Below are 16,953 nucleotides of genomic sequence, written 5' to 3' on the forward strand. Positions count from 1 at the left end.
GCGGCATACCGAGCCGCGGAGTCTTTCTCCGCTTCGTGCGAGAATTCCAGGACGCCGTTTTGGACAAAGGCCGCGCAGCCGTCGTGGAACTATGAAGCGCACGGAGGGCGAAGACCTTCTCACCATCTGTGCGGGCTTCTGTACCGGCATCCGGCTGACGCGCTACCATTCGGGAGGTTATGTTGACTGAGAGTTGACGCCACTGGCCGAACCGCTCGCCGCGAAAGGACCATCGGCGATCGTCATAAGCGCTTGATTACGGAGAGGAAAATGAGTGTTTCGAAGGCACCTGCGGATCGCAAGGTGATCCTCACGGGTGACCGTCCGACGGGCCCGCTGCATCTGGGCCACTACGTCGGGAGTCTGAAAAACCGTGTGGCGTATCAGCACGAGTACAAGCAATTCATTCTGGTGGCCGACGCGCAGGCGCTGACCGACAACACGGACGATCGCGGCAAGGTGCATCGCAACGTCTCGGAAGTCGCGCTCGACTATCTGGCCGTCGGCATCGATCCGAAAGTGTCCACCATCTGCGTGCAGACGTGGCTGCCCGAGCTCACCGAACTCACGTTCTATTACCTGAACCTCGTGACGGTGGCGCGCCTGGAGCGCAATCCGACCGTCAAGCAGGAAATCGGTCTGCGCAACTTCGAGCGCGATATTCCCGCCGGCTTCCTCACGTATCCGGTGAGCCAGGCGGCTGATATCACGGCCTTCCGTGCGACGCTGGTGCCGGTGGGCGAAGATCAGTTGCCGATGATCGAGCAGACGAACGAAATCGTGCGTCGTCTGAATCGTCTGGCCGATCGCGAGATCCTCACCGAGGCGAAGGCGCTGGTGCCGCCGATCGGACGTCTGCCGGGCATCGACGGCAAGACCAAGATGAGCAAGTCGCTCGGTAACGTGATCAACATTTCCTCGACGCCGGACGAAATTCGCGCGGCAGTGAAGAAGTGCTACACCGATCCGCAGCATCTGCGAGTGGAAGATCCGGGGCATCTCGAAGGCAACGTGGCATTCGCCTATCTCGACGCCTTCGACGAAGACAAGGAAGGCGTGCAGGCGCTCAAGGATCACTACGTACGCGGCGGTCTGGGCGACTCGATCGTGAAGAAGCGTCTGGAAGATCGTTTGCAGGAGTTGCTGCGCCCGATGCGCGAGCGTCGCGAGGAGTACGCGAAGAATCCGGGCGAGGTGTGGGACATGCTGCGCGCCGGTACGGAGCGCGCGCGAGAGACGGTGGCACAGACGCTCGACGACGTGCGCTCCGTGTTCGTCACGCCCGGTTGGAAGCCGTAAGTTCGCCCCTGGCGATTGCGCGTAACGTTAAAAAGCAGCCCGTGTATGGGCTGCTTTTTTATTGCCGACTGTCACTCACAGGTGACTCACGTCCGAGCATGACCGGCATCGCGTCAGGTCGCGGTCGAGCGTCTCGCTATCGGGCCGCGCCTGCGGCGTGTCTTCCGATGCGGTGCGTTTCATGTTACCCAATTTCGCTTTGGCGATCAGGTTGTCGAGGTGACTCAATGTCGCATTTTGCATCCGGTCGAGGTCCGCGAGCTCCGAACGAACCCCCTGAATGGCGTTCTGGATTCGCCCCCCGGTTGCCAGCGCCTGATAACTTTGCGCCAGATGGGTCGATGACGAATTGGTGGCTGATGGTAGCAAGGTGATATCTCCTCTTGGTGATGATGCGTCGCCGGGCCGGTGACGTGACATCAAAGCGGCGTGTCTTCAATGTCGGTGGAATTATTCGATGTGGTGTCGGAGAGTTCGGTCAGCTTCCGGTCGATGAGCAGATGCTTGCGCCTAGCCGCCGCGACGTCCCGATTCATCTGGCCGAGTTGCTCTTGTATCGCGGTCGTTTCATTCGAGTGCAGCAGACTATTTCTGGCTTCGAATCCGTGGTTGATGGCGTCGTTCAGGTTCTTGACCGCAGCGATTTCGCTCGACAGTTTGCTCCAGCCACGATTGCGCGCGTACCCGAAGACGTTGAACATTCCGTTCAGCGCAGTCATCACACCCATGCCCGTCGTGGCAATTTTCAGTCCCAGTGCGAATCCCGCGACGGCAGGGATTAACGGGGGCGCGAGCGCCGAGGCGATACCCAACGCCACGGTAATGAGCAGGAACGTTGCGAGGATCGCGATCTTTGTCTTCCATCGCCGTTTCTCGGCCGGAATGGCGGCCTGCGCCAGCGTCAGGCAGTGATTGATCAATGGCTCGGTCTTGTTGACGAGTTCGGCCGTGACTTCCAGCGCGTCCGATAGCTCTGCCCGGGCTGTCTCCAATGCCTGTGGCGTCATGGGGCCTGTCGGATGTCGCAACGCCTGCCGGTGATCTTCCAGACTGCGCTTTGCCGACAACGTAAACACCATGGTGTCGAGCGCGGTTTTCAGATGACCGAGCGCCTCGAATGCCGCTTTCGCCTTCGGGCTCAGTTGGTCGACATCGGTGATGGAGCGCTGCGCGTCCACGCGCTTGCACGACCCCAGCGAAACGTCGCGTGCGCCGCCGATTTTCTCGATGGCCGTCTCGAACTTGCGGATCAGTTCGTCAACCCCGAGAAGATCGGAGGCCTTGTAGGTCGAGACGGCGACGGAGAGCCTCACGATGGTGTCGTAGTTGCCGGACAACCTGTCATGTACCGCTCTGGGCGCTACGGCTTGCGCGGCGGCATCCCATTCGCGCTTGATGGCAGTGAAGTTCTCGAGAATGCCTGCGCCGAGTGTGTCGATGGACGGCAACGACTCGGCATCCTCGGGGGAGGACGTATGAGACGGCGCAAATGAGCGGACGGTCATCTGTCCCCATTCGGACCGGGCGGGGGGCGGCGAGTTGTCGGCGGGTACGTAGAACAAACTCGACGGAGCGACGGGCTGGAATAGCGACGGCATGAGGTGTACTCCGATAGAGGCATGCCGGAGTCTACGCAGCGTCACTTCGCTCGCGCTTTCGATTCGTGTTGCCCAGTGTCGCAAATGGACGTCACCGCGCGGTAGCGCGCCCGCCGGCGGCGCCGTTCCCGAAAGACAAAAAAGGAACGCCGCGACGTATCAGACATCACGGCGTTCCTTTCGGGAAGCGGGCTCACGCGCATACGCGCGTCACCCTACGATCAGTGCGGCTGCTTCGTGACCTTGCCGTCCTTGAAGACCCAGCGAATGCCTTCGCCCTGACCGGTGAGCACGTCGATCGACTCGAGCGGATTCCCATCGACGACCAGCACGTCGGCCAGTGCGCCCGGCGCGATCACGCCCAGTTCGCCCACGCGATTCAGAATCTCGGCGCCGATCACCGTCGCTGAGCGCAGCGTATCGGCCGCGCCGAGTACCTCGGCACGAATCGTCAACTCGTCGGACTGATATTTGTGCATGTCGCCGAGCAGATCCGAGCCGAAGCCCATCTTCACGCCCGCGTCGCGGTAGATGGAGAGCGATTCGCGTCCGGCGCGCTGCACGCTTTCCACCTTGGCGACGGATTCCGGCGGCAGGCCCAGCGAGGCGCCGTCCTTGGCGAGCGCGTCGTAGGTGACGAGCGTCGGCACCACATAGGCGCCTTTCTCGGCCATGAGCTTCGCCGTCTCGGCGTCGCACAGGTTGCCGTGCTCGATGGTGCGCACGCCGCAACGCACGGCACGCGCAATCGCCTTCGGCGTGTAGGCGTGGGCCATCACATAGGTCTGTGCGGCTTCGGCTTCCGCCACGGCGGCGCGGATTTCGTCTTCCGAGTACTGCGTGTTGGCGATAGGGTCGACGGGCGACGCCACGCCGCCCGACGCCATCAGCTTGATCTGCGTGGCGCCCTTCTGAATCTCTTCGCGCACGGCCAGACGAATCGGATCGACACCATCGACCACACGGCCGATCGCCCCTGCACGGAAGGCGCACGAGCACGGCTCAAGCACGTCGCTGCGCGGACGGAAGTCACCGTGACCGCCGGTTTGCGACAGCGCCTTGCCCGACGGGAAAATGCGCGGGCCCGGGATCACGTTCTGTTCGATGGCCTGTTGCAGCGCCCAGTCGGCGCCGCCCGCGTCGCGCACGGTTGTGAAGCCGCGGTTGAGCATGCCCTGCATGATCGGCAGCGACTTGAGCACGGTGAGCACGTTCGGCTGGCTGGCGTTGGTGCCGAGGTTAGGGTGCGACGCGAGCACGTGCACGTGGCAGTCGATCATGCCGGGCATGACGGTCTTGCCGGTGACGTCGATCACGGTGGCGCCGGGCACATCCAGCGGCGTGGCGCTGACCGACGTAATGCGATTGCCGTCGATGACCACATCGTGACGTTCGAGCAGGCGGCCGACGGCTGCATCGAGGACGTTGCCGCCGCGAAGCAGAGTAACGGTCGTGGGGGACATGGGGAATTCCTTGAGAAAAAATGCACAAGGCGCGCCGGGTGGGGCGCGCCTTGTTCTGGGGGAAACTCAGGCCTTGGCGTCTTTCGGCAGCGGCTTGACGAAGCGCGTACCGACCAGGCTGATGGCCGCCGCGATGATCACGTAGATCGCCGGGGCCATGTTGCTGCCCGTGCGGGCAATCAACCACGTGATGATGAGCGCTGCGAAGCCGCCGAAGATCGTCACGGCGAAGTTGTACGCCACCGACAGACCAGTCGAGAGCACCTTCGCCGGGAACAGCTCGGCGAACGCCGCGAGAATCGGACCCGTGTAGCAGGCGATCAGCAAGCCGAACACGATCTGGAACGTGAGCAGCGAGTGCAGGCCCGGCGCAACGTTCAGATACGTGAACATCGGCCATGCGAGCAACAGGATCAGCGCAGCGGAGCCCGACAGGAACGGACGGCGGCCGAAGCGATCTGCCAGACGTCCCACGACCGGGGCGAACACCAGAATCATCGCGCCGCCGACCATGCCTGCGGTGAAACCGTCCGAGGCGGGCAGCTTGAGCACGCGCTGGGCATACGTCGGCATGTAGAACAGCAGCACGTAGGTGCAGATCGTCCACAGCACGACCATGGAGAAGCTGGCTAGCGTTTCCTTCGGATACTTCGAGAAGACGTCGCGCAGCGGCGTATCGGACTTTTCGGCGTGCTGGAACGTCGGCGTCTCGTCGATCTTGTTACGGATGTAGAAACCGACCGGGCCGATCAGCATGCCGACGATGAACGGCACACGCCAGCCCCACGATTCGAGCGATGCCTTGTCGAGCTCGGTCGTCACGAACGTGCCCACGGCGGCGCCCAGCAGCACGGCAAAGCCGATGCTCGACTGAATCCACGCCGAGTAGTACGCGCGCTGATTGGGCGGTGCGTATTCCGTCAGGAAGGCCGTTGCGCCACCCATTTCGCCGCCGGCCGAGAAGCCTTGCAGCAAACGGGCGAGCACGATGATGAGGGGCGCGGCCAGACCGATCTGATCGTAAGTCGGGGCCAGACCGATCATGGCGGTACCGGCAGCCATGAGCAGAATGGTGAGCGAGAGCGCTGCCTTGCGGCCCACGCGGTCGGAATAGACGCCGAGCACGATGCCGCCGACCGGGCGCATGAAGAAGCCCACGCCGAAGGTCGCAACGGCCAGCAGGAACGACGACAGGTCGTCGCCCGTGGGGAAGAATTGCTTCGCGATGATGGCCGCGAAGAAGCTATAGACAGTGAAGTCAAACCATTCAAGACCGTTGCCGATCACCGTCGCCACGATCGCGTGACGGCGCTGACGGGCCATGTTGTCTTGAGGCACTGCGTAGGTCGCCTGCATCTGGGTCTCCCGGAGGATGGGTGGCGTCCGTCGCGTGCTTTGCCTTCACGTCATGCCGGTAATACGCCTGCTTTTTTGTCGGATCACGTCTGCCCGCGCGGCAAAATTCGGCCAAAGCCGCTGCCAGACGTGTGCGGATATGACAGAAAGTAGTTCAGACAAAATGACAAGCAAAACGATAATTCCGCATGTTGCCATGCGTGCAGCGCATGGCAACTTTCGAAATGTCACGTAACCCCTATGATGGGAAACGAGTTTCCGAGTAAATCCAGTTGCGGAAAATTCGTGCCGCGGCATGCTCGTGGCGCTCGGCAGGCCACACCAGATAGTAGCCGCCGCCCAGACTTGCCGTTGCATCGCAGGTCCGAACGAGCAGGCCGGCGTCGAGACAGGGATCGATCATGTGACGCCAGCCCATCACCAGGCCGCCGCCTTCGATGGCCATCTGCACGAGCAGCGGATAGTAATTGGCGCTCACCATGCGCGGGAATTTCGGCGCGGCCACGCCTTGCAGCTCGAACCAGTCGGGCCACGACATCCATTTGCGTTGACCGTCTTCGATGAAGAGCAGTGTCTCGCTCACGAGATCGGCCGGGGTGAGCTTGCGGCCAGCGAGATAGGCGGGGGAGCAGACGGGGAAGACTTCCTCGTCGAACAGACGCCGTCCGGCGAAATCGGGCGGTAGGTCGTTACGCACGTAATACACGCCCAGATCGAATTCCGAAGCGGAAAGCGACGTAATGCCGTCTTTCACGATCACGCGAATTTTGACGTCGGGGTGGGCGGCGCGAAAGCGCATGAGTTGCGGTGTCATCCACAACACGGCCACACCGGACGAGCAGGCGACCGTGAGTTCCAGATCGCCGCGCCGCTTCATGAGATCGGCGGTGGCTTCGGCGCACTCGCCGAGCAGGCGCTGAATCTGCTCGGCGTAGCGTTGTCCGGCCACCGTCAGCCGCAGCCTGCGATGCTCGCGCGTGAAGAGCGCGCGCCCGAGGAATTCCTCGAGCTGCGCAATCTGACGGCTCACGGCGCTTTGCGTGAGATTGAGCTCCGCGGCCGCCCGGGTGAAGTTCGCGTGACGCACGGCGGCGTCGAAAGCGATCAGGCAATGCAGCGGCGGCAGCGGCGAGATGGGCATGCGCGGTGACGGTGCTAAGGCTTACGCCTTGCCGGGCTTGCCGACCATTTGCTCGGGACGCACCCAGGCGTCGAACTGCTCGGCCGTGACGTGGCCAAGCGCCAGGGCGGCCGCCTTGAGCGTGGTGTCTTCCTTGTGCGCCTTCTTCGCGATCTGCGCGGCCTTGTCGTAACCGATGTGCGGGTTGAGCGCGGTCACGAGCATGAGCGACTCTTCGAGCAGCGAACTGATGCGGGCACGGTTCGGTTCGATGCCGATGGCGCAGTTGTCGTTGAAGCTCACGGCGCCGTCGGCGAGCACGCGCACGCTTTGCAGGAAGTTGTGGATGAGCATCGGCTTGAACACGTTCAGCTCGAAGTTGCCCATCGAGCCGCCGACGTTGATCGCCACGTCGTTGCCGAGCACCTGAGCGCACAGCATCGTCATCGCTTCGCATTGAGTCGGGTTGACCTTGCCCGGCATGATCGAGCTGCCCGGTTCGTTTTCCGGAATCTGCAACTCGCCAATGCCGCAACGCGGGCCGCTGGCCAGCCAGCGCACGTCGTTGGCGATTTTCATCAGGCTGGCGGCGAGCGTCTTGAGCGTGCCGTGCGCGTGGACGACGGCGTCGTTCGCGGCGAGCGCTTCGAACTTGTTCGGGGCGGTGACGAACGGCAGGCCGGTATCGCGCGCGAGCGTGTCGGCGACCGTCTTCGCGAATTCGGGGGGAGCGTTCAGGCCCGTGCCGACGGCGGTGCCGCCGAGGGCGAGTTCGGCCACGTGGGGCAGGGCATCGTCAACGTGCTTCAGGCCGTGATCGATCTGTGCGACCCAGCCGGAGATTTCCTGGCCGAGTGTGAGCGGCGTGGCGTCCTGCAAGTGCGTGCGGCCGATCTTGACGATATCGTCATAGGCGCGCGCCTTCGCGTGGAGCGTGTCGCGCAGTTGGCTGACGCTGGGCTTGAGGTGATTCACGAGGGCGTCGAGGGCGGCCACGCTCATGGCGGTCGGGAACACGTCGTTCGACGACTGGCCCTTGTTCACATCGTCGTTGGGATGCACGCGGCGCGCTTCGCCACGCACGCCGCCGAGCAGTTCGCTGGCGCGGTTCGCGAGCACTTCGTTCATGTTCATATTCGACTGCGTGCCCGAGCCGGTCTGCCACACGGCCAGCGGGAATTCGTCGTCATGCTGGCCTGCGATCACTTCGTCTGCGGCTTTGACGATGGCGTCGGCCTTCTTCGCGTCGAGCACGCCCAGGACCTTGTTGACCTCGGCAGCGGCGCGTTTCACGCGAGCGAGCGCGCGCACGAGTTCGCGCGGCATCTTCTCGGTAGAAATCTTGAAGTTCTGCAGCGAGCGCTGCGTTTGCGCCCCCCACAGACGATCGGCGGGTACGGCAATTTCACCGAAAGTATCGCGTTCCATTCGCACATCAGACATGATCGACTCCTCGAAGAGAGAATTAAATTCTAGAGCGTTAGCGAACATCTGGCATGGCACGTCATAGGGGGACGCGCCACGTCATGACAATGAATTGCGGGGAAGTTGGCCTTTCGAATGTCGTGAAACGAAGGCCTGAGCAGGCATGGATTATGCGCTCGAATTGCGATCCGGGGGTGTGGGACGATCACGCCCAGACGGCCGCGACCAGTTGCAATGCGGCGGCAATGGCGGGCGCTTCGCGCCGCGAGGCGAGCGTGACGAACGTGAGCTCGGTCGGCACCGACACGCTGTCGGCGATCACCAGACCATGCGCCCGCGCTTCGCGCAATGCAATCGAGTCGCGCACGAGCGACAGCCCGATGCCGGACTTCACCAGATCGAGCATCGACGGCTCCTGATCCACTTCCGCGACCTTCACGGGCGAGACGTTCGCCTCATCGAACAAGGCGCAGAGCAGGCGATGGTGGGCCGATTCGGGCGGTGTCCAGATCCAGGGCAGGGCGGCGAGTTCGCGCCATCCGCGACGCGCCACGCGCTCGCGCCAGCCTGCGGGGGCGAGCACTTGATAGGAGAAGGGGGTGAGCGTGATCGCGTGAAAGCGCTCGGGGTCGGGACTACCGATGTAGAAGCCGACGTCGAGCTCGCCGCGCTCCAATTGTTGCAGCACGGAACCCGACATGCCGTGCCGCAGTGCAGTCTCGATCTGCGGATACGACTCGACCAGGCGCTTGAGAAACGCGCCGAGCCGGGTGAATTCCGGATCGAGGATGGTGCCGATGCGAAGACGTCCGCGCACGGTTTCGCGCAGCGCACCGGCGGCTTGCTGAAGATCCGCGAGCGCGGCGAGCATGCGCTCGGCCTGCGGCAGCAGCGCCTGACCGTCTCGCGTGAGCGCCAGCCCCTGTGCCGTGCGAGTGAAGAGCGTAAGACGCAGCGCCTCCTGCAATGCCTTGACCTGCAGGCTGACGGCCGGTTGTGTCAGATGCAGTCGTTGCGCGGCGCGCGTGAGATTGCCTTCACGGGCGATGGCGACGAAAGCGCGGAGATGGGCGAGTTCCATACAAAGACCGTCGGGATGGCGTCAGGCGTGCGCGGTGGGCGCTAGGCGTGCGTCGTGTTGGCGAGGCATCGGCCGAGCAACATAAGTAGATCTTATATTGCTTTTCATAATTTCTCATTGGATTACGGTCCGTCGCGGCAGTACCCTCGGTGTTCAACGTGGCGCGCGCCGTCGGGCGGGCGTTGGGCATAACGAGAAGGCGGCCGGAGCATCGATGTCGCCGGAATCGGGGAAATGGACATGACGAACATGAGTAATGCTGATATTCCGAGCGTGCTGCACTTCATCGGTGGCCGCCGTGTAGCGGGCGACGGCGAGCGCTTCGCCGACGTCTTCAATCCGGCAGAGGGCACCGTCAGTGCGCGCGTGGCGCTGGCCAGCGTGCAGGACGTGAATGCAGCCGTTGCGGCAGCCAAGGCTGCGCTGCCGTCGTGGTCCGAGACGGCGCCGCTCAAGCGCGCCCGCATACTCTTCAAGTTCAAGGCGTTGCTCGACGAACATCAGGACGAACTGGCGCGCATCATCACACGAGAGCACGGCAAGGTGTTCTCCGATGCGCGCGGCGAAGTCACGCGCGGCATCGAGGTCGTGGAATACGCCTGCGGCGCGCCGAATCTGCTCATGGGCAAGCACAGCGACAACATTGGCGGTGGCATCGACAACTGGCATCTGCGCCAGCCGGTGGGCGTGTGCGCAGGTATCACGCCGTTCAATTTTCCGGTGATGGTGCCGATGTGGATGTTCCCAATTGCGCTCGCCTGCGGCAATACGTTTGTGCTCAAGCCGTCCGAGCGCGATCCGTCGGCGAGCCTGTTGATCGCCGAATTGCTGCGCGAAGCGGGGTTGCCCGACGGCGTGTTCAACGTGGTGCAGGGCGACAAGGTCGCCGTGGATGCGCTGCTCGCGCATCCCGACGTCGAGGCGCTGTCGTTCGTCGGCTCGACGCCGATTGCCGAGTACATCTATACGGAAGGTACGCGACGCGGCAAGCGGGTGCAGGCGCTGGGCGGGGCGAAGAATCATCTCGTGGTGATGCCCGACGCGAATCTCGATCAGGCCGTCGACGCGTTGATCGGCGCCGCCTACGGCTCGGCCGGCGAGCGTTGCATGGCGATTTCGGTGGCCGTGGCGGTGGGGCAGGTGGCGGATCGGCTGGTCGATGCGCTGGTGCCGCGTGTGAAGGCGTTGCGCGTGGGGCCGGGCGTGGACGAGGCGTCCGAGATGGGACCGGTGGTCACTGCCGTGCACAAGGCGAAGATCGAAGGCTATATTGCGCAAGGGATCGACGCTGGCGCAACCTTGCTCGTGGACGGGCGCACACTGCAAGTGCCGGGGCACGAACAGGGGTTCTTCCTCGGTGGGACACTGTTCGATCACGTCACCCCCGAAATGACGATCTATCGCGACGAGATCTTCGGGCCGGTGCTCGCGGTCGTGCGTGTGCCCGACCTCGCGGCCGCCATCGAACTGATCAATGCGCACGAGTTCGGCAATGGCGTGTCATGCTTCACGAGCGACGGCGGCGTGGCGCGTGCGTTTTCGCGCCAGGTGAAGATCGGCATGGTGGGCATCAATGTGCCGATTCCGGTGCCGATGGCGTGGCAGTCGTTCGGCGGATGGAAGCGCTCGCTGTTTGGCGATCATCATGCTTACGGGGAAGAGGGCATTCGGTTCTACACGCGTTACAAGAGCGTGATGCAGCGTTGGCCGGACAGCATTGCCAAGGGCGCGGAATTCACGATGCCGGTGGCGAAGTAAGCTGGGGCCTAACGGCGGCTTGCGCGCAATATCACGACAAAAATGAACCCGATACGGGTGGCGCCAGTCCATCCCACTCGGGTGCCGCACCAGAGCCGGCACCGCACCATGGCGAGTGCCGCGCCATCGACGGAGACACGCGGGAATGAGCAAGCAGGCGGAGAAGCATGAGCGCTTCGATTACATCATCGTAGGGGCCGGGTCAGCCGGGTGCGTGCTGGCCAATCGTCTTACGAAAGACCCCGACGTCAGCGTGCTGCTGCTCGAAGCGGGCGGCAAAGACGACTATCACTGGATTCACATCCCCGTCGGCTATCTGTATTGCATCGGCAATCCGCGCACCGACTGGCTGTATCGCACGCAGGCGGAAGCGGGGCTCAACGGGCGCTCGCTGGCGTATCCGCGCGGACGGGTGCTGGGCGGCAGTTCGTCGATCAACGGCATGATCTATATGCGCGGCCAGCGCGAGGATTACGACGTGTGGGCCGACGCGACGGGCGACGACGGCTGGCGCTGGGACAACGTGCTGCCGTTATTCAAGCGCAGCGAAGATCACTACACGGGCGGCACCGAGTTTCACGGCAGTGGCGGCGAGTGGCGCGTGGAGAAGCAGCGTTTGTCGTGGCGTGTGCTCGATTCGTTTGCCGACGCGGCCGAGCAGATCGGCATCCCCAAAACGGACGACTTCAATCGCGGCGACAACTTCGGCATTGGCTATTTCGAAGTGAATCAGCGGCGCGGCGTGCGATGGAGTGCGTCGAAGGGTTTCCTGCGGCCTGCGTCGCAGCGACCGAACCTCACGGTGATTACGGGCGCGAGTGTGAGTCGTCTCCTGTTCGAGGGCACGCGTTGCACGGGCGTGGCGTACCGCGGGGGGAACAACGACTTTACGGCGCTCGCGAATATCGAAACGATTCTCGCCGCGGGGGCGGTGAATTCCCCGCATCTGCTGGAAGTGTCCGGCGTGGGCGATGGCGAACGGCTGCGCGGTTTCGGCATCGATGTCGTGTCGCATGTGCCCGGTGTCGGCGAGAACCTGCAAGATCATCTGCAATTGCGCACGGTGTACAAACTGCGCGGCGTGACAACGCTCAACCTCACCGCCAACAGTCTGATCGGCAGGCTGAAGATCGGCATGCAATATGCGTTCGCGCAACGCGGGCCGATGAGTATGGCGCCGTCGCAATTGGGCGCGTTCGCGCGCAGTCGCGAGGACGTGGCGCGTCCCGATCTCGAATACCACGTGCAGCCGTTGTCGCTCGACAAGTTTGGCGAGCCGCTGCACAAGTTCAATGCGTTCACCGCGTCGGTCTGTAATCTGCGCCCGACGTCGCGCGGCAATGTGCATCTGACGTCGCCCGATGCGCGCGTCGCACCGAACATCGCGCCGCACTATCTGTCGACGCAAGCGGATTTGCAGGTGGCGGCGGATGCCATCAAGTTGACCCGCCGTATCGTGGGCGCACCGGCGTTCGCCCGCTACGAGCCGCGCGAGTATCTGCCGGGGCCGTCGTTCCAGAGCGATGACGACCTGAAGCGCGCGGCAGGCGACATCGGCACGACGATCTTCCACCCGGTGGGCACGTGTCGCATGGGGCGCGCGGACGACCCCGATGCCGTCGTCGACGCGCAGTTGCGCGTGCGCGGCGTGCAGGGCCTGCGCGTGGTCGATGCGTCCGTCATGCCGGCGATTACGTCGGGCAACACCAATTCGCCGACGATCATGATCGCCGAACGCGCGAGCGACATGATTCGCGCGGCGCGCAAGTCAGGGAAGTAGGGTCGGGCAAGGGAGGAAAAATTTTCGGAGAACATTCGGCGAGTTGGTGTCGTTGTAGCCCAGGCCGTGATAAAGCCGCCGGGCGGCCGTATTCTCGGGAAATACGTGAAGTTCTATCGAGCTACAACCTCGCTCGCTGGCGAACGATTCGATGGCCGTCATCGTAACGCGGCCAAATCCTTGATGTCGAAAGGGGGGAGCGATGAAAAGGTCGTACAGAAATGCGCTTGCTCCGTCTGGCGTGATTTTCAGCCACACCTGTCCAATGGATTTCCCGTTGGACGGATCGACGATGTCCCAGAATTTGTGCCCGCTTGTGTATTGTCCCTCGGGCAGAATGCGTGCGTAGAGTTGAGACGCTTTTTCTTGCGCTTTCTCGATGCCGATGGACGAAGTCTCGGCCAAGGCTATTGCGAAGTCATGTTGCGTGCGTTGACTGAGTGACGCGAACGAGTCGCCGTGCAGGTCTCTTAGAAGAGGCGAGGGTTTCAACATACGAACTCCGCAGCGTCGCGCTTGAATTGGACCCACTGAATGGCCATGCAGATTGCGGCTGCGCTCAGAAGCAGCAGTGCGAGCAGAAGAAACTTAGATAGCGGAACGCTGGAGACGCCGATGCTGATGATTCCCGCCATCGAGAATCGGATGGCACCTGCTGCGGCTGCCGCAGTGCCCGCATGTGTTTCGAAAATTTTCATGGACAGGGTTGCCGCTGCCGGGCGTATGAGGGTGGTGCCCAACGTTGCCAACAGCATCGGTGCTATCACCGTCGCAAAATGGTCGCCAAGCCAAACGTAAAGCGTGGTCATGACGACACTGGCAACACTCAGAAGCGCGATGCCTAATTGGATCTGTTTGAAAACCGTGATCTGTCTGGATGCGTGGTTTGCGACGAAGCCGCCGAGTAGATATATGGCACCGTACAACAACAGCGTGTAGGCGTAGTCATACGAGGAGAACTTGAGGGCTTCGATAAACAGGCTTGGGGAAAGAATGACGAACGCGAAATGAGATGCGAAAGCCATTGCGCCGAGAAGCGTATATGCAAAAAAAGCACGATTTGTTGCTATTTGAAGATAGCGTCGTGCGCAACTTGCCAGGGTTAGCGTCGAAGTGTGATTCCGGTCACTGGGATGTGACAGCACTTGCAGGAAAACGCCGGCTCCAATCGCAGAAAATAGCCAAAAGCTCGCTCGCCACCCGAAATTTTCCTGTAGCACAGCACCGAGCAACGGCGAGCAAGCAATACATAGGCCACCGAATGTGACGTTGAAGATTCTGGCACGCAGTCCGGTTTCTCCAGGGAAAGTGTCTTGAAGAATGGCCTGTGCCAATACGAAGCATGAGCAGCCACACGCTTGTATCAGACGGAATGCCAGATGAGCGGTGTACGTTTGCGCCAAAGTGCCACCGATCGCCCCAATCGTTGCGATCGCCAATCCAAAGATAAGCACACGCTGTCTGCCTATCCTATCGGAGAGTGGGCCAACGACAAGTTGCAGCATTGAGAAGGCTATCGCGAAGTAACCCACGAGGGACGCCACTGCGTCGACACTGGTTTCGTACTCGTCGGCGATCGCACCGAACGACGGCAGCATGACGTCTAGAGGCAATGCGCTAAGCGCGGTGAGCGCACTGGTAAGAGCGATGGCTGCGACAGGCGTCATGAGCACTCCTCTTTCACAAGCAAGCCGGCGTCGAGAAATGCGGAACGATAGGCCGGCGACGTCAGTATTCCGCTTTGGGCCAGAGCGGCCAATGTCGCTTTGGCACCGTCGCGAGCCCTATGGCGAAGTGCGGATACTGTGGCGCGCTCTGAGGTTATCTCAGCGATGGATTCGGATGAGATGCCGTGTGCTGAAAGTGTTTTGGATAACCAGTCATTGTCTAGCGAGAAGCACTCGAGAATAATCTGCGGCAATGTGTTCGCGCAGAGAGTCCTTTGACGTGGGGGCAGTTTCTCCCAAACCAATTGGAACAGCTTCGAGAAATAATGGCTGTGGCGCCACTCATCGTGAAGATGATCTCGAAGCACTCGGTAAACGGGCGATATGAGGGTAGGGCGAACTACTTGTAGAAAGGCGCGCGTTATGACGGTCTCTGAGACGAAGCCAATCAGGAACGAGATCAACGGCCGGTCGCTTTCGACAGTGCTGCTCGCGATGCCCATTAGCTTTTCGATACGAGGAAACGTTCGTGGGACTTCCGTCGCAAACGCAAAATGAATGCCAACTTGTGACGCGAGGTCCGAGGACATGACTGCGTGATATCCCTCGTCTACATAGATTTTCAGAGCCGTCGAGCGGAACTCATCGGGAATAGGTGCGGGGAGTTCACCGTGCGCGATTGATTCCACGGATCGATTCACGACCCGATGTTCGAGTAGGGTTGTGTACTCAAGGAAGTAGATGAGGTTCGCCGCAAGTAGCGATTGGATGACGGGCTCGCCCAAGTTTGCGAAATCAGGTTTGTGCAAATAGGGGAGTGCGTTCCGAAAGAACCAGTCTCGGCCATGGATCTCAGATTTCGGCAGACCAAGGCAGCCATAAGTCATCGGCTTTGATCGTACTGAGGATGTCGTGTCCCAATCGCTGATAGGGCAGGCAGTCGCGGTCATGGTGACGCTCCGATCGATTCGGAATTGGAAAGGATGGCTCTGCGCTCAGGGTCCAGCTCATCACCCGTGCCATGTCCGGCACCGACGAAGAATAGCGGTTGCTCGCCATCGTCTTGGATCAATAGCTGTGTGCGAACTTCTCGATCGCGGAATGCTCCCGAGAGCCATGTATGTAGACCACAAGCTGTGGCGCAAAGCAGGAAGGTCTGCGACAAGTGGCCGATATCGAGCAAGGAGACCCGGTACGCCCGGGAGTGGGGATATTTCCACCACATGCGGTCAAGCCTGCCCGCTAGGAAAACACCGAAACCCAGTTCTCGGGAGAAGTATTGATCGCTGAGGGCATAAGACAACCAATCCGGGCTAAGTGAATGTTTGATGCAACCAAGTGTGTGACTAATGGGGTTGTAGTGAAATAGGCCACTCGGAGCGCCTGCCACGTTTTGAAACACGACATACGCCTCAGATGCATTCAGACCTCCTCCTGAGGGACTGGTGCGCCGATTGTTGATCGAGGAGGGAACGGACGGGTGGACGTTTTCTGTTCGCTCACGCAGAAAAGCCAGAGAGCCGTAGAGCACTGTGCTGACGTCTTGCAGGTCGGTTGGCTTGCTAGTGAACTCCCTGCAAGTGCTTCGAGTCTTGCAGCATTCCCAAAATGACGCCGTCTGCAGGCGCATCACGTCTGGAGGAGGGAGGCGCAAGCTGTCGCCGCGAGTCGTGTCACGGGCGGGCGGGATCGGATGCTTGGCAGCGTTAGCACATGCGGCCAGATTGCTATTGGCCCACTGAGCACCCGAGGTCGGCGGCGAAGGCTGAGGAATATCACTGGTACCGATATGAAAAATTCTGGCCAATGCATCCCAACCCCACGACTCGGGCGGATACGGTGCGTTCGAAATTGCGCCACCGTTGAGCAATGCTTCGTCGATGGGGTTTGATGCATCGAGTGACGCGCTTTCCAACGCAAGCTCGACCAAACGTTTGGCGTGGGCCGAATCGATCGAGTATTGGCGATGTTCTCGCACGTTCCACAGCACCACTTGTTCTTTTGAGACTTGCAGGAAAATGTCTCGATTGAAATAGGTTGGCATGATGGAGAAATGGGCACCCCTAAGGTGCCCATTGTTGTCAGTCGGATTTACTTAAGTGCGATGGCTGCTTGCGTCCAATTGGCCAAAACGCTCGATTCAAGTCGGATTTCCTTCATGACAGTCTCCTATTGTGGAAAGTAAAGAACGCCTCGATGGAGGCAGGTCAATCCTTTCACGGTCCAAGGTAGGTGGGTTTGGTGATATTCCGATTTCTGATGCCCCTGGCGCGGGCAACGGGCGGTGAGCGACAGTCTTGCGTTAAAAGTGGAAATAAACGGCCGGTCGAAAACCATTTTTTCCGGATTCCCGGATTCGCATCGAAAAACTTACGTAGTAATACCTAATGTCGCTCGCGCGAACGG

General features: G+C 61.3%; 14 protein-coding genes. 3 read left to right on the forward strand and 11 right to left on the reverse strand.

The features are described from left to right. Positions 1–270: 270 nt before the first annotated feature. Complete coding sequence (gene trpS, locus ACIPHM_RS20450) at positions 271–1,299, forward strand: tryptophan--tRNA ligase (protein ID WP_400332202.1); 1,029 nt, start codon at positions 271–273, stop codon at positions 1,297–1,299. Between the two features lie 75 nt (positions 1,300–1,374). Here trpS and ACIPHM_RS20455 read toward each other — a convergent pair whose 3' ends face one another. The 7 genes from ACIPHM_RS20455 to ACIPHM_RS20485 form a co-directional block, all read right to left on the reverse strand. Next, positions 1,375–1,722, reverse strand: coding sequence for a hypothetical protein (locus tag ACIPHM_RS20455; protein ID WP_400332205.1), 348 nt, complete (start codon positions 1,720–1,722; stop codon positions 1,375–1,377). Continuing rightward, a complete protein-coding gene (locus ACIPHM_RS20460; RefSeq protein WP_400332207.1) occupies positions 1,719–2,897 on the reverse strand; it encodes a hypothetical protein in 1,179 nt (392 codons plus the stop codon). The genes ACIPHM_RS20455 and ACIPHM_RS20460 overlap by 4 nt, the downstream gene beginning before the upstream one ends. A gap of 221 nt (positions 2,898–3,118) precedes the next feature. Further along, complete coding sequence (locus ACIPHM_RS20465; protein WP_400332209.1) at positions 3,119–4,360, reverse strand: amidohydrolase family protein; 1,242 nt, start codon at positions 4,358–4,360, stop codon at positions 3,119–3,121. Between the two features lie 66 nt (positions 4,361–4,426). Further along, complete coding sequence (locus ACIPHM_RS20470) at positions 4,427–5,716, reverse strand: MFS transporter (protein WP_400332211.1); 1,290 nt, start codon at positions 5,714–5,716, stop codon at positions 4,427–4,429. A gap of 238 nt (positions 5,717–5,954) precedes the next feature. After that, positions 5,955–6,857 (reverse strand): LysR substrate-binding domain-containing protein, encoded by a 903-nt coding sequence (locus tag ACIPHM_RS20475; RefSeq protein ID WP_400332213.1) that lies wholly within the window; start codon positions 6,855–6,857, stop codon positions 5,955–5,957. Between the two features lie 21 nt (positions 6,858–6,878). Beyond that, entirely contained in the window at positions 6,879–8,279 is a 1,401-nt protein-coding gene (gene fumC, locus ACIPHM_RS20480) for a class II fumarate hydratase (RefSeq protein ID WP_400332215.1), read from the reverse strand. Positions 8,280–8,466: 187 nt separating this feature from the next. Further along, positions 8,467–9,342 (reverse strand): LysR family transcriptional regulator, encoded by an 876-nt coding sequence (locus ACIPHM_RS20485; protein ID WP_400332218.1) that lies wholly within the window; start codon positions 9,340–9,342, stop codon positions 8,467–8,469. Positions 9,343–9,591: 249 nt separating this feature from the next. Here ACIPHM_RS20485 and ACIPHM_RS20490 point away from each other — a divergent pair, with 249 nt between their 5' ends. Both ACIPHM_RS20490 and ACIPHM_RS20495 read left to right on the forward strand, forming a co-directional pair. Further along, complete coding sequence (locus tag ACIPHM_RS20490; protein WP_400332221.1) at positions 9,592–11,100, forward strand: CoA-acylating methylmalonate-semialdehyde dehydrogenase; 1,509 nt, start codon at positions 9,592–9,594, stop codon at positions 11,098–11,100. Positions 11,101–11,245: 145 nt separating this feature from the next. Next, positions 11,246–12,880: a GMC family oxidoreductase gene (locus ACIPHM_RS20495; RefSeq protein ID WP_400332224.1), complete on the forward strand. Its 1,635-nt coding sequence runs from the start codon at positions 11,246–11,248 to the stop codon at positions 12,878–12,880. On the opposite strand, the gene ACIPHM_RS20500 is transcribed toward ACIPHM_RS20495, so the two are convergent. Genes ACIPHM_RS20500 through ACIPHM_RS20515 form a run of 4 tightly spaced genes read right to left on the reverse strand, consistent with a single transcriptional unit; the run spans position 12,869 to position 16,591 of the window. Next, positions 12,869–13,375: a GNAT family N-acetyltransferase gene (locus ACIPHM_RS20500; RefSeq protein WP_400332226.1), complete on the reverse strand. Its 507-nt coding sequence runs from the start codon at positions 13,373–13,375 to the stop codon at positions 12,869–12,871. The genes ACIPHM_RS20495 and ACIPHM_RS20500 overlap by 12 nt on opposite strands. After that, positions 13,369–14,547 (reverse strand): MFS transporter, encoded by a 1,179-nt coding sequence (locus tag ACIPHM_RS20505; RefSeq protein ID WP_400332229.1) that lies wholly within the window; start codon positions 14,545–14,547, stop codon positions 13,369–13,371. The genes ACIPHM_RS20500 and ACIPHM_RS20505 overlap by 7 nt, the downstream gene beginning before the upstream one ends. After that, positions 14,544–15,497: a diiron oxygenase gene (locus ACIPHM_RS20510; protein WP_400332232.1), complete on the reverse strand. Its 954-nt coding sequence runs from the start codon at positions 15,495–15,497 to the stop codon at positions 14,544–14,546. Before ACIPHM_RS20510 ends, ACIPHM_RS20505 begins: the two co-directional genes overlap by 4 nt. Continuing rightward, positions 15,494–16,591, reverse strand: a complete 1,098-nt coding sequence (locus ACIPHM_RS20515) for a SagB family peptide dehydrogenase (RefSeq protein WP_400332235.1) — start codon at positions 16,589–16,591, stop codon at positions 15,494–15,496. Before ACIPHM_RS20515 ends, ACIPHM_RS20510 begins: the two co-directional genes overlap by 4 nt. Positions 16,592–16,953 lie beyond the last annotated feature (362 nt).

Source organism: Pandoraea sp. NPDC087047, assembly GCF_044745225.1.
Classification (GTDB): Bacteria; Pseudomonadota; Gammaproteobacteria; order Burkholderiales; family Burkholderiaceae; genus Pandoraea.